The organism is Streptomyces sp. NPDC054770, from assembly GCF_053611985.1.
This window is the reverse complement of the sequence record NZ_JBSHBL010000010.1, coordinates 159,423-171,331: the sequence shown is the minus strand read 5'-3', so window position 1 is coordinate 171,331 and position 11,909 is coordinate 159,423. Positions and strand designations below refer to the sequence as shown.

General features: G+C 71.8%; 14 protein-coding genes and 1 pseudogene. 11 read left to right on the top strand and 4 right to left on the bottom strand.

What is annotated here, in order from left to right:
• Positions 1 to 3 precede the first annotated feature (3 nt).
• From ACWGKQ_RS12495 to ACWGKQ_RS12480, 4 genes are all read left to right on the top strand, one after another.
• The gene (locus ACWGKQ_RS12495; RefSeq protein ID WP_453291864.1) at positions 4 to 471 is read left to right on the top strand and encodes a gas vesicle structural protein GvpA; all 468 of its coding nucleotides are present in this window, start codon (positions 4 to 6) and stop codon (positions 469 to 471) included.
• Between the two features lie 2 nt (positions 472 to 473).
• Positions 474 to 1,187, top strand: a complete 714-nt coding sequence (locus ACWGKQ_RS12490) for a GvpL/GvpF family gas vesicle protein (protein WP_453291863.1) — start codon at positions 474 to 476, stop codon at positions 1,185 to 1,187.
• Positions 1,188 to 1,334: 147 nt separating this feature from the next.
• On the top strand, positions 1,335 to 1,508 hold the full coding sequence (locus ACWGKQ_RS12485; protein WP_453291862.1) for a CsbD family protein: 174 nt from the start codon (positions 1,335 to 1,337) through the stop codon (positions 1,506 to 1,508).
• 169 nt (positions 1,509 to 1,677) lie between these two features.
• Positions 1,678 to 2,109, top strand: a complete 432-nt coding sequence (locus tag ACWGKQ_RS12480; protein WP_453291861.1) for a VOC family protein — start codon at positions 1,678 to 1,680, stop codon at positions 2,107 to 2,109.
• A gap of 48 nt (positions 2,110 to 2,157) precedes the next feature.
• On the opposite strand, the gene ACWGKQ_RS12475 is transcribed toward ACWGKQ_RS12480, so the two are convergent.
• Positions 2,158 to 2,952 (bottom strand): pectate lyase, encoded by a 795-nt coding sequence (locus ACWGKQ_RS12475; protein ID WP_453291860.1) that lies wholly within the window; start codon positions 2,950 to 2,952, stop codon positions 2,158 to 2,160.
• 323 nt (positions 2,953 to 3,275) lie between these two features.
• Between ACWGKQ_RS12475 and ACWGKQ_RS12470 the strand changes: the two genes are divergently transcribed.
• Positions 3,276 to 4,604 (top strand): extracellular catalytic domain type 1 short-chain-length polyhydroxyalkanoate depolymerase, encoded by a 1,329-nt coding sequence (locus ACWGKQ_RS12470; protein WP_453291859.1) that lies wholly within the window; start codon positions 3,276 to 3,278, stop codon positions 4,602 to 4,604.
• A gap of 38 nt (positions 4,605 to 4,642) precedes the next feature.
• The gene (locus ACWGKQ_RS12465; protein WP_453291858.1) at positions 4,643 to 5,965 is read left to right on the top strand and encodes an SGNH/GDSL hydrolase family protein; all 1,323 of its coding nucleotides are present in this window, start codon (positions 4,643 to 4,645) and stop codon (positions 5,963 to 5,965) included.
• A gap of 45 nt (positions 5,966 to 6,010) precedes the next feature.
• On the opposite strand, the gene ACWGKQ_RS12460 is transcribed toward ACWGKQ_RS12465, so the two are convergent.
• Both ACWGKQ_RS12460 and ACWGKQ_RS12455 read right to left on the bottom strand, forming a co-directional pair.
• Positions 6,011 to 6,454: a cupin domain-containing protein gene (locus ACWGKQ_RS12460; protein WP_453291857.1), complete on the bottom strand. Its 444-nt coding sequence runs from the start codon at positions 6,452 to 6,454 to the stop codon at positions 6,011 to 6,013.
• Positions 6,455 to 6,599: 145 nt separating this feature from the next.
• Positions 6,600 to 7,493: a PucR family transcriptional regulator gene (locus ACWGKQ_RS12455; protein WP_453291856.1), complete on the bottom strand. Its 894-nt coding sequence runs from the start codon at positions 7,491 to 7,493 to the stop codon at positions 6,600 to 6,602.
• Between the two features lie 108 nt (positions 7,494 to 7,601).
• Between ACWGKQ_RS12455 and ACWGKQ_RS12450 the strand changes: the two genes are divergently transcribed.
• Entirely contained in the window at positions 7,602 to 7,862 is a 261-nt protein-coding gene (locus tag ACWGKQ_RS12450) for a hypothetical protein (protein WP_453291896.1), read from the top strand.
• Here the strand turns inward: ACWGKQ_RS12450 and ACWGKQ_RS12445 are convergent.
• Positions 7,748 to 8,014, bottom strand: a pseudogene (locus ACWGKQ_RS12445) (PucR family transcriptional regulator ligand-binding domain-containing protein); the annotation flags it as partial. The gene ACWGKQ_RS12450 and the pseudogene ACWGKQ_RS12445 sit on opposite strands and share 115 nt — an antisense overlap.
• Before the next feature lie 224 nt (positions 8,015 to 8,238).
• Here ACWGKQ_RS12445 and speB point away from each other — a divergent pair.
• From speB to ACWGKQ_RS12425, 4 genes are read left to right on the top strand one after another with little or no spacing between them, the layout of a single operon-like run.
• Complete coding sequence (speB, locus tag ACWGKQ_RS12440; protein WP_453291855.1) at positions 8,239 to 9,207, top strand: agmatinase; 969 nt, start codon at positions 8,239 to 8,241, stop codon at positions 9,205 to 9,207.
• The gene (locus ACWGKQ_RS12435; RefSeq protein ID WP_453291854.1) at positions 9,204 to 10,772 is read left to right on the top strand and encodes a purine-cytosine permease family protein; all 1,569 of its coding nucleotides are present in this window, start codon (positions 9,204 to 9,206) and stop codon (positions 10,770 to 10,772) included. The genes speB and ACWGKQ_RS12435 overlap by 4 nt, the downstream gene beginning before the upstream one ends.
• Before the next feature lie 5 nt (positions 10,773 to 10,777).
• Positions 10,778 to 11,431 (top strand): cyclase family protein, encoded by a 654-nt coding sequence (locus tag ACWGKQ_RS12430; RefSeq protein WP_453291853.1) that lies wholly within the window; start codon positions 10,778 to 10,780, stop codon positions 11,429 to 11,431.
• Positions 11,428 to 11,883, top strand: a complete 456-nt coding sequence (locus tag ACWGKQ_RS12425; RefSeq protein ID WP_453291852.1) for a YybH family protein — start codon at positions 11,428 to 11,430, stop codon at positions 11,881 to 11,883. Before ACWGKQ_RS12430 ends, ACWGKQ_RS12425 begins: the two co-directional genes overlap by 4 nt.
• The last annotated feature ends 26 nt before the right edge of the window (positions 11,884 to 11,909 follow it).

The following is an 11,909-nucleotide window of genomic DNA, read 5'->3' as shown; positions in this document are numbered from 1 at the left end:
GCCATGACTGTGGTGCCACAGGGCGGAAGCAGCGTGTCGCGCGGCAGCACGAGCAGTCTGTACGACGTCCTGGATCTGATTCTCGACCGCGGCCTCGTCATCGACGTCTTCGTGCGCGTGTCTCTCGTCGGCATCGAAATCCTCAAGGTCGACGCTCGCATCGTCGTGGCCAGCGTGGACACCTACCTCCGGTTCGCCGAGGCATGCAACCGTCTCGACCTCGAAACGGGCAGTAAACAGCCCACCCAGCTCACCGACCTCGTCGGCGAGATCACCGAGGGCGGGGCCGAGGGCAAGTCCAAGGGGGCCCTGACCGGCGCCGTCGAGGCCGTCAAGGACACCCTGACCGGTGGCGACGGCGACGACGGCGACAAGGACGAGGAGGGCGAGGAGGGCGAGGAGGGCGAGGAGGAGCCCCGGCAGCGGCGCCGTCGACAGGCCAGAACGACCTCCCGGCGGCAGAGGGAGTGACCATGCCCGTCTACGTGTACTCCGTCGCCTCGAACGACCATCCGATGAAGCTGGACGGCGTCCACGGCGTCGGCGATCCGCCCGGCACGCTGCGCACGGTGACCGCCGGAGTCCTGTGCGCGGTCGTCAGCGACGCGCCCGAGGGCCTGCGCCCCAGGCGGCGTGATGTCCTGGCGCACCAGGAGGTCCAGGAGCGGCTGATGGCCGACGGTGCCGTGCTGCCGCTGCGGTTCGGCATGACGGCCGAGAGCGACGGCGCCGTCCGTGCGGCCCTGGAGGACAGGGCGGACGAATACCGGGAACGACTGCGCAACCTCGAAGGCACCGCCGAGTACAACCTCAGGTGCTCGTGGGAGGAGGAGGCGCTGCTGCGCCGGATCCTCCTGGAGTCCGACGAGGCCCGCGAACTCAACACCGTCATCCGGAGCGGCTCCGGCACCCCGCAGATGTCCCTCGCGCTCGGCGAACTGGTCGCGCACGAGGCCGAGGCGCGACAGCAGGCTCTCGCCAAGGGCATCGTCGAGGCGCTGCGCCCGTACGTGAGCGACGAGAGTCCCTCGCCCCCCACGGACCGTGACTTCCTCAGCATCTCCTTCCTGGTCCGGGCGGACGCGGAGGAGATGTTCCTGGCCACGGAGATCAGCCTGGCCAACCAACTGGGCGAGGAGTGCGAGGTCCGACTGCGCGGACCGCTGCCCCCGTACAGTTTCGTGTGAGAGAAGCGCGCCCATGGGCCGGCGGGGCGACCCAGGCTCGCCCTCACCCTGGTGGACCGACTACTGCCCCCACCCCGTTTCGCTGCTCGACATTGGGTACTCGGGTCGCGTGCACGATTCCCCACGGGGCTAGGAGAGTGAACGGCCATGGCCGGAGGACAGAAGGCAAAGGGCAAGATGGAAGAGGTCACGGGCAAGGCCAAGGAGACGGCCGGACGCACCGTGGGCAACGAGCGGATGATGGCCGAAGGACAGGCCAAGAAGTCGAAGGGCGCGGCCCGTCAGGCCAAGGAGAAGACGAAGGACGTGTTCAAGCACTGACAGGGAAGCTGCCGGGCGGGATCCCGTTTCGGGGATCCCGCCCGTTCGTGCAGTCGAGCGAGCCTCGTCAGCGCTCCGGGAAACAGAGCGGTGACGAGGCGTGCCCGCTCGGCAACGTGCGGATTCCCGCCGGGAGATGAGCGCCGGAACCCCCTGCTAGGGTGCGCCGATGTCAACGATCAGGCAGTTCCAGGTCACCTTCGACTGCGCGGAACCCGAGCGCCTCGCCCGCTTCTGGTGCGAGGTGCTCGGGTACGAGGTACCGCCGCCCCCGAAGGGTTTCGCCACGTGGGACGAGTACGAGCGCTCTCTCCCGGCTGAGCGGCAGGGTGCGTGGTTCGCCTGCAGTGATCCCTCGGGGGTCGGCCCGAGACTGTTCTTCCAGCGCGTTCCCGAAGGCAAGGTCGTCAAGAACCGGGTGCATCTCTGCGTGCGGGTCGGCACCGGGCTCGTGGGCGAGGAGCGCCTCGCCACCCTCGAAGCCGAGTGCGCACGGCTGATCCCGCTCGGCGCGGTACGCGTGCGGCTCCTGTACGACGGCGGCGACGACTCGTGCATCGTGATGCAGGACATCGAGGGCAACGAGTTCTGCCTCGACTGAGCAGCGGTGGGGCCGTCCGGTGCACGCAGACGGCCCCACCGCCCCGGCTCACTTGTAGGTGATGTCCGAGCTCGCGTACTTGCAGTACGTCCCGTCCGGCCCGCTCCCGTTCGTCGGCGGTTCCGCGCCGGTGTTGTTGCCGACGTACTTCTGGCAGGGCACGATCTTCTTGCTGCTGTCCCCGACGATCGTGATGTTCTTCAGCGTCGCGCTGTCGCCGTAGTTGGTGTTGATGCCGACCAGCGCGCTGCCCTTGTACGTCGCCTCGATCGTGTTGAGGTTGATGGTGCGCTTGTACTGCGTCGAGCAGTTGCCGCACGAGCGGACCAGCTTGCCGAAGTTCTGCACCGCGAAGCCGGACACGTTGAGCGTCCCGGCGCCGTTGAACTGGAACACCTTGTCGCTGGCTTCCTTCGCACCGCCGCCGGAGACGGTGTACACGTTGGACGACGAGGAGCCGCGGAAGGTCGCCGCATCCTCGCCGACGTCCTCCCACCACACGTTCTGCAGGGTGCAACTGCCCTCGCAGTGGATGCCGTCCGCGGCGGGCGCGCCGATGATGACGTTCTTCAGGACGGTGCCGGCCGCGAGGTCGAGGATCGGGTCCTGGTCCTCGCTCTGCCCGCCGGTGCCCAGGTCGCCGCTGCCGTACAGGCGCAGCATCCCGTAGTCCTTCGTGCCCGACAGCTTGATCGTCGCGGTGACGGCCTGGCTGCCGCTCGCGGTCGGCCAGGTGGCCGCGCTCGCCGAGGTTCCGGAAGTCATGATCATGCCAAACGAGAATCCCAGGGCGGCCGCCCCGGCCATCAGTGCGCGCGTACTGCTCCGTGCTCGTGAAGTCATGTCCCGTATGCCTTCTTTCGAGTGGGGGGTCCTGTCGGCGTTCCGTCAGCCGTGCAGGTGTGTGAGAGATGTTCATCATTCGGAACGCTGTGCGCTGACACCTGGCCGAACGCGGCCCTTCGATGTCCATCGGTCAGGGTGCTGAACGGAACGTAGAGTGCAAGCGCTTTCTAGTCAACGCCTCGCGCAGCATCCGTTCCGGCCGTGCCGTCGTCCCGCAAAGTGGCGTGGGAGCGCTTCCATGGGTGGCCGTGTCCATGCCACCATGCCGGGAGTTCCCCGCACGACGCCGCACCGAGCCGCGATCAGAAAGGGACAACGACGTGCCCCCCACACCCGGCCCCACCCTCAACGCACCCCGGACCAGGCCGCGTTCTACCCTCCTCGCCCTCCTGGGCGCGCTGCTGCTGCCGCTGCTCGCGGTGACGGCCGTCTTCGCACCCGCCGCCTCGGCCCGCCCCGCCGCCGTCCCCGCGGCGACCCTCACCGAGGTCACCGGCTTCGGCGAGAACCCCAGCAACCTCCAGATGTACGTGTACGTACCGAACAGCGTCACCGCCCACCCGGCCGTCGTCGTGGCCGTGCACTGGTGCGGCGGGTCGGCCCCGGCCATGTACTCGGGGACCGAATGGGCCGCACTGGCCGAGCAGTACGGCTTCGTCGTCGTTTACCCGTCGGTGACGCGGGCGAGCAAGTGCTTCGACGTGTCCTCGCCGCAGGCGCTGCGCCGGGGCGGTGGCAGCGACCCCGTCGGCATCAGGTCCATGGTCGGCTGGGTGACCGCCAACTACGCGGCGGACACCGGGAAGGTCTTCGTCACCGGCATCTCGTCCGGCGCGATGATGACCAACGTCCTGCTCGGCGACTACCCGGACGTGTTCGCCGCCGGTGCCGCCTTCTCCGGCGTCCCCTTCGGCTGCTTCGCCACCACCGACGGCTCCGAGTGGAACAGCGCCTGCTCCGGCGGCACCGTCACGCACACCCCGCAGGAGTGGGGCGACCTGGTGCGCGCCGCCTACCCCGGCTACACCGGACCCCGGCCACGGATGCAGCTCTGGCACGGCACCGACGACACCACCCTCGCCTACGCGAACTTCGGTGAGGAGATCAAACAGTGGACGAACGTCCTCGGGACGAGCCAGACACCGGCCGCCACCGACAGCCCGGTCGGCGGCTGGACGCGCACCCGCTACGGCGCCACCGGTGACCAGGCCCCCGTCGAGGCGATCAGCATCCAGGGCGTCGGCCACAACCTCTACACCTACGGCATGGCCGCCCGCGCCCTCACCTTCTTCGGCCTCGACAGCGGCGGCACCGCCCCCCACCCCCCGGCCGGCGCCTGCAAGGTGACCGTCACCACCAGCGCCTGGAACACCGGCCTGACCGCCTCCGTGACCATCACCAACACCGGTACGACGACGGTCGGCGGCTGGCAGCTCGGGTTCACCCTGCCGGACGGGCAGACCATCACCAACGGTTGGAACGCCACCTACAGCCCCGCGTCCGGTGCGGTGACGGCGGCCGACGTGTCGTACAACGCCACGATCACGCCGAACGCGAGCGTCAGCATCGGCTACCAGGCCACGCACACCGGCAACAGCGCGGCCCCCACCGCGTACACGCTCAACGGCACTCCCTGCACGGTCAGTTGACGACGGCTCCGCCGTCGCCCCTCGCCAGGAAGGTCCCCGTGAAGCCGCAGCCCAGCAGAGCGCCGCTCGCCACGCTCCTCAGCACCTGTGTCCTCGCCCTCGCCCTGGTGGTGACCGTCACGGCCGGGACCGCGCTGGTCCGCGGCCCCGGCCGGGTCACCGCGGTCACCCGCCAGGGCAGCCACTGGGTGAACACCTGGACCGGGATGCCCCAGCTCACCGAGCCCGCCAACCTGCCGCCCGCGCCCTTCACGGGGGAGAAGTCGGTCCTGGCCGACACCACCCTGCGCCAGACCGTCCGGGTGACCGTCGGCGCCCACCGGCTCCGGCTGCGCTTCTCCAACGCCTACGGCGACACCGCGCTCCCGCTCACCTCGGTGACCGTGGCGCTTCCGGCGGGCGGAAGGGCCGGGGCCGGCGCGATCGTGCCCGGCAGCCTGCACCGGGTGACGTTCTCCGGGCGCGCCGCGACCGTCGTCCCCGTCGGTGCCCAGGTCGTCTCCGATCCGGTGGACTTCGAGCTGGCCCCGGGGTCCAATCTCACGGTCACGGCGTACACCGCGCAGGGCCAGCCCGATCTGGCACTCACCTCGCACCCGGGTTCGCGCACCACGTCGTACCTCGTCGGCGGCGACCACACGCAGGACCCGGACCTGACCGGTGCGACCACGGTCGACCACTGGTACCTGCTGAGCGACGTCGAGGTCCTGGCGCCGGCCGCGACCCGGGCCGTGGCCGTCCTCGGCGACTCCCTCACCGACGGCCGGGGGTCCACGACCAACGGCAACGACCGCTGGCCGGACCAGTTCTTCGACCGCCTCCGGTCCCGGGCCGGCACGTCCGGCATCGCCGTGCTCAACCAGGCGGCAGGCGGCAACCGGGTCCTCAACGACGGCCTCGGCCCCAACGTCCTGGCCCGCCTGGACCGGGACGTCCTCTCCCGCAGCGGGGTCTCCTGGCTGATCCTCTTCGAGGGCGTCAACGACATCGGCACCGCCGCCGCCACCCCGCAGGCCCAGCAGGCCGTGGCGGACGACCTGATCGCCGCCTACCGGCAGATCGTCGTCCGCGCCCACGCCCAGGGCATCCGCGTCTACGGCGCCACCCTGCTGCCCTTCGGCGGCAACGCCTACGACGACGGCGCCGGCGTGCGGGAGGCGGCCCGGCAGCGCGTCAACGCGTGGATCCGGGGGCACGGGCACTTCGACGCGGTGCTCGACTTCGACCGGGTGGTACGGGACCCGGCCGACCCGAGCCGCCTGCGGGCCGACCTCCAGGTGGGGGACTGGCTGCACCTCAACCCGACCGGGTACGGGGTGCTGGCGGCGGCGGTGCCCACGGGGCTGTTCCACGCCTCGTAGCCGGCCTGATCCGGCTGCGGACGTACGGCAGGGAGCCGGGGCAGGTCAGCCGGCCGGCCGCGGGGCCCGCAGGCGGGCGCGTGACCTGAGCTCGGCCTCCTCGACCAGTTCGAGCATGGGCCTGCCCGGCGCGCACATCATGGTGACCACGAACTCGGTCCTGGCGTCGGGCAGGGCGTTGCCGTCCTGGTAGTGGATGACGTCACCGCCCGGCTCCCAGAACGTGCCGCCGGCCTCGACGACGCGCTCGGGCTCGCCCTCGATCTCGAAGCGGACCGCGCCCTTGAGGACGTAGCCGAACGCCGGGCCGGAGTGGCGGTGCGGCGGGGTGCCGGGGTCGCCGGGTTCCCACTCGACGTGGAGGGTCATCGCCGACGCGCCCTCGGGGACGGTGAACGGAGCGGCTTCCTGGAGCACCGTCACCGCCCGGGTCCAGCTCGGGCCGTCCGCGGCATTCCCGGGGTGCGCGTGCTGTGGGTTCTCCGCCACTGAGCCGTCCCTTCCGTGTCCGGTGCCGAGCGTGATCGACTGTACGGCGGGCAGGCTCGCGACCGGCGCGTCCGCGACCGGTGGGCGGTGACGTGTCGCGGCGGAGCTCTGCGGCGCGGGCCGCCCACGACCGGGAGCTCCGGGGCTACGGCCCCGTCACCGCCACGCCGAGTTCGGTGGCCGCGCGCACGGCGAACCAGACCTCGGTGAAGGCGGCGGTCGTCGACAGGTCCCGGCCGGTCACCTCGCCGAAACGGCGCAGCCGGTAGGCGAGGGTGTTGGGGTGGACGTGGAGGGCCGCGGCGGCCTCCTCGGTGCGGCGGTCGCGTTCCATCCAGGTACGGACGGAGAGCAGCAGCTGTGACCCGTGTGCCGCGTCGTAGCGCAGGGCCTCGCCGAGGACCTGCTCGACCAGCGCCGACAGCAGCCGGCGGTCCTCGGGCAGCCAGCGCCCGGTGGCGTCCTCGCCGTAGTGGACGAGCGGCTTGCCCGCCTCCTCCGCGCGTCCGGCCGCCCATTCCGCCTCCTGCTGGGCGACCCGCAGGGGCTCGCCCACGGTGAAGGGACGGCTCACCCCGCACACCGCGCCGGGCAGCTCGGCCAGCGCCTCGGTGAAGCCGGGTTCGGCCAGTACCAACCGGTCCTCGCCGCGGCGCAGGGTCAGGTGCGGATGGCCGGACAGCGCGCCCTCCAGCTGCTCGTCCTGGGTGCGCCGGAGCACCGCGAGGACGACGGGCCGCTGGGTGCCGAGGCCGTGGTGGGCCAGCCGGCGCTGCGCGATGGCCGGGTCGAGGGTGTCCTGGAGCAGCTCGGCGAGGGTCTCGGCCCCCTCCCGCCGCAGCACCTCGCGCTCCTGGCGCACCATCGCGAGCCGCAGGGCGGCGACGGTGGCCAGGTGCTGGACGACGGCCAGTCCGGCCGGCCGGGCGCCGACCTGTTCCAGTGCGACCAGGTAGCCGGCCGCGCCGCCCGGGCCGAGGACGGGGAGCACGAAGCCGCCGGGCACGGTCGGCGGGGCGTCCGGGTCCGCCGGGAGCACCGAGAGGTCCTCGGGCGCCGGATGCCGGGCAGCAGCGGGCGCCCCTGGGCGGTGCACAGGAAGAGGCGGTAGCCGCTGAGCTGCTCCAGGCGGTCGAAGAGCGCGGGGATGTCCAGGTTCTCCTCGGCCATCCAGCGCAGCGCGCCGAAGACCTGGAGCTGGGCGCCGAGCCGTTCCGCGGCGTTCTCGCTGACCGCGGCGGCGACCTCCTGCGCGATGGTGACGAAGGGAACGGCGAGCGGCACCTCAAGGACCGGGAAGCCGCGCTCCTCGGCCGCGGCGAGGAAGGCCTGCCGCAGCGGTGGGGTGCGCAGCTGGGTGCTGAGGACCAGCGCCGCGACGCCCGCGTCGTCGAGCCGCTCCAGGTAGCGCCGCTGCGCCTCGCCGCCGCGGGGCACGGCGAGGCCCACGGTCATGAGGACCTCCGAGCCCAGCAGCCAGGGGGTGGGGTCCTCCAGTTCGCTGACGTGCGCCCAGGACACCGTGCGGCCCAGGCCGCCGCCGCCCGCGAGCAGGCGCATCTGGAGCGCCGGGAAGGAGAGGAGGTCGCCGACGGTGAGGACGGAACGCGACGTGGCTTTGTGGTCGGACACAAGTCAACTGTAGTTCTTGGTGCCGTCAACAATTGACCGTACGGGCCGCCCGTTCGCAGACTGAGGCATCCCCTGCTACCGGAACCACTAGCTCCGGTCCAGGGCCCGCCCACCCGGCGGGGTACGCCCCAGACTCGACAGGAAGGTGCCCGATGACGACCGAGCCCCGTGGACCCGTGGACTCCTCCCGCGTCCCCCGCTATGCGGGACCGGCGACCTTCGCCCGGCTGCCGCGGCTGGACGAGGTGCCCCGCGCGGACATCGCCGTCGTCGGCGTCCCCTTCGACACCGGTGTCTCCTACCGGCCCGGCGCCCGCTTCGCCCCGGCCGCGGTGCGCGAGGCCTCCCGGCTGCTGCGCCCGTACCACCCGGCACTGGACGTGTCGCCGTTCGCGGCGGTCCAGGTCGCCGACGCCGGTGACATCCCGGTGAACCCCTTCGACATCAACGAGGCGATCGAGACCGTCGAGCACGAGGCCTCCCGCCTCCAGTCCGACGGCACCAAGCTCGTCACCATCGGCGGCGACCACACCATCGCGCTGCCGCTGCTGCGCGCGGTCGCCAAGCGGCACGGACCGGTCGCCGTCCTGCACTTCGACGCCCATCTCGACACCTGGGACACCTACTTCGGCGCCGAGTACACCCACGGCACCCCCTTCCGCCGCGCCGTCGAGGAGGGCATCGTCGACACCGAGGCGCTCAGCCACGTCGGCACCCGCGGCCCCCTGTACGGCAAGCGGGACCTGGAGGAGGACCGGCGCCTCGGCTTCGGCATCGTCACCTCCTCCGACGTACTGCGCCGCGGGGTCGACGAGACGGTGGACGCGCTGCGGCAGCGCATCGGCGACCGGCCGCTGTACGTGTCCGTCGACATCGACGTCCTCGACCCCGCCCACGCCCCCGGCACCGGGACCCCGGAGGCCGGCGGCATGACCTCGCGTGAGCTGCTGGAGATCCTGCGCGGCCTCGCCGGGCTCAATCTGGTCGGCGGCGACGTCGTCGAGGTGGCCCCCGCCTACGACCACGCCGACATCACCTCCGTCGCCGCGTCGCACGTCGCCTACGACCTGATCAGCCTGTTCACCCTGGACTCCGCCGGCCCTCGCGAGGAGCAGACATGACCACCAGCCCCCAAGCGGAGCAGCACGACGCCCCGTCGCTGACCGAGATCGAGACGTACGGGGTGGAGCGCATCCCGGACGCCGACCGCACCGCCCGGCCGCTCGACCTGTTCCGGGTCGCCTTCGGCGGCGCGAACACCTTCGCCACCTGTGTCCTCGGCGCATTCCCGATCCTGTTCGGGCTCTCCTTCTGGCAGGGCCTGGCGGCCACCGGCCTCGGGCTCGCCGTCGGCGCGCTGATCCTCGCGCCGCTGGCCGTGTTCGGGCCGCTGAACGGCACCAACAACTCGGTGTCCTCCTCCGCCCACCTGGGCGTGCACGGCCGGGTCGTCGGATCCTTCCTCTCCCTGCTGACCGCGGTCGCCTTCTTCTCCATCTCCGTGTGGTCCTCCGGCGACGCCCTCGTCGGCGGCGCGCACCGGATGTTCCACCTGCCGACCAACGAGGGCGTGTACGCGCTCGCGTACGGGCTGTTCGCCGCGCTGGTGCTGACGGTGTGCATCTACGGCTTCCGGTTCATGCTCTTCGTGAACAAGATCGCGGTGGCCGCCGCCTCCCTCCTCTTCGTCCTCGGTCTCTTCGCGTTCGGCGGCGACTTCGACGCCGGCTACCAGGGCAGCTTCCACTCGCTGAGCGCCCCCGGCTTCTGGCCGGCGTTCATCGGCTCCGCGCTGATCGTGCTCTCCAACCCCGTCTCGTTCGGGGCCTTCCTCGGCGACTGGGCCCGCTACATCCCCGCCGACACCCCGCGCCGCCGGGTGATGGGCGCGGCCTTCCTCTCCCAGATCGCGACGATCCTGCCGTTCTTCTTCGGCCTGGCGACCGCCTCGATCATCGCCGCGAAGGCCGGGAACTTCCTCGACCCGAGCGCCCCGGACTACGTCGGCGGGCTGCTGGCCGTCTCGCCCTCCTGGTACTTCCTGCCGGTCTGCCTGCTCGCGCTGATCGGCGGCATGTCCACCGGCACCACCTCGCTCTACGGCACCGGTCTCGACTTCGCCAGCGTCTTCCCCCGGTTCAGCCGGGTGCAGGCCACCGTGTTCATCGGCGTCCTGTCGATCGGCTTCATCTTCGTCGGCCGGTTCGCCGCCAACCTGACCCAGTCGATCTCCACCTTCGCGACGCTGATCATCGTCTGCACCGCGCCCTGGATGGTCATCATGACCCTGGGCTTCCTCACCCGCCGCGGCTGGTACGACCCCGACTCGCTCCAGGTCTTCAACCGCCGTCAGCGGGGCGGGCGTTACTGGTTCACGCACGGCTGGAACTGGCGGGGCATGGCCGCCTGGCTGGCCTCCGCGCTCCTGGCGGTCCAGTTCGTCAACCTCCCGGGCCAGTTCGTCGGCGCCCTCGGCGACCTCGCGGGCGGAGTGGACATCTCGCTGCCCGTCGGTCTGGGCCTGGCCGCGGTCAGCTACCTCGCCCTGCTGTGGCTCTTCCCCGAGCCCCGTGCCGTCTTCGGCCCCGAGGGTCCGCGACTGGTGCGTGCCGTCGACACCCCGGTGCCGCCGATCACGGCCGCCGACGGCGCCCCCGTCGCCGTCCCCGAGCCGGCGGAGGTGTGAGCGGGATGCGCCTGATCGACCTGTCGGTGCCGCTGCGCACCGGCATGCCGGTCTACCCCGGCGACCCGGAGGTGGACATCCGGCCCGCGCTCACCGCGGCCCAGGACGGCGTCAACGTCCTCCAGGTGCACATGGGTTCGCAGTCCGGCACGCACGTGGACGCGCCCTCCCACATCGAGGACGGCCTGCCCGCGCTGGACCAGCTGCCGCTGGACCGCTTCGACGGCCCCGCCCACGTCGTCGACGCCCGGGGCCTCGCGCCCCGGGCGGCCATCGGGCCGGAGCTGCTGGCCCGCGTCCCGGCCGGCCGGATCGTGCTGATCGCCACCGGCTGGTCCGCGCACTGGGGCACCGACGCCTACCACGCCCATCCCTACCTGACCGAGGAGGCGGCCGCCCTCCTGGTCGCCCGCGGCGTGCACACCGTCGGCATCGACGCCCTCAGTGTCGACCCCACCCCCGGCGAGACCCTGCCCGCCCACCGCATCCTGTGCGGCGCCGACGCAGTCATCGCCGAGAACCTCACCAACCTCGCCGAGGTCCTGGATGCCCAGGACGCCGGCCACGACGTGCACGTCAGCCTCTTCCCCCTGCACCTGCCCGGCGCGGACGGCGCACCCGTCCGCGCGGTGGCCCGGATCTCGGAGCCGAAACCTTGAGCAACGACCACGACACCGCCCTCGCCGCGGCGGACGCCCTGATCGCCGCCTTCGCCGAGGGCCGCACCGACGACTACTTCGCCGCCTTCGCGCCCGACGCCACGTTCGTCTTCCACACCACCGACCGGCGGCTGGACTCCACCGAGGAGTACCGAGCCCTTTGGCAGAAGTGGAGCGAGGAGGACGCCTTCCGCGTCCTGTCCTGCGCCTCGACCGACCGCCGCCTCCAGCTCGTCGGCGACACGGCCGTGTTCACCCACTCGGTGACCACCCGGGTCTCCACCACGGCCGGAGAGGAAGTTCTCCACGAGCGCGAGACCATCGTCTTCCACCGTGCCGACGACGGGCACTGGCGGGCCGTCCACGAGCACCTTTCCACCGACCCCTCCACCGCGCCCCAAAGAGGCGCGGGGAACTGCGCGACCAGCCACAACGGCGCCGCAGCCGAATGACGGCACATCGCGGCACTTCCGGCGGA

Excerpts from the sequence above, each read along its gene's own strand:
- ACWGKQ_RS12495 (WP_453291864.1), top strand. The coding sequence starts at position 4 with ATGACTGTGGTGCCACAGGGCGGAAGCAGCGTGTCGCGCGGCAGCACG.
- ACWGKQ_RS12490 (WP_453291863.1), top strand. The coding sequence starts at position 474 with ATGCCCGTCTACGTGTACTCCGTCGCCTCGAACGACCATCCGATGAAG.
- ACWGKQ_RS12485 (WP_453291862.1), top strand. The coding sequence starts at position 1,335 with ATGGCCGGAGGACAGAAGGCAAAGGGCAAGATGGAAGAGGTCACGGGC.
- ACWGKQ_RS12480 (WP_453291861.1), top strand. The coding sequence starts at position 1,678 with ATGTCAACGATCAGGCAGTTCCAGGTCACCTTCGACTGCGCGGAACCC.
- ACWGKQ_RS12475 (WP_453291860.1), bottom strand. The coding sequence starts at position 2,952 with ATGACTTCACGAGCACGGAGCAGTACGCGCGCACTGATGGCCGGGGCG.
- ACWGKQ_RS12450 (WP_453291896.1), top strand. The coding sequence starts at position 7,602 with ATGTCCAGGTTCTCCTCGGCCATCCAGCGCAGCGCGCCGAAGACCTGG.
- speB (WP_453291855.1), top strand. The coding sequence starts at position 8,239 with ATGACGACCGAGCCCCGTGGACCCGTGGACTCCTCCCGCGTCCCCCGC.
- ACWGKQ_RS12435 (WP_453291854.1), top strand. The coding sequence starts at position 9,204 with ATGACCACCAGCCCCCAAGCGGAGCAGCACGACGCCCCGTCGCTGACC.
- ACWGKQ_RS12430 (WP_453291853.1), top strand. The coding sequence starts at position 10,778 with ATGCGCCTGATCGACCTGTCGGTGCCGCTGCGCACCGGCATGCCGGTC.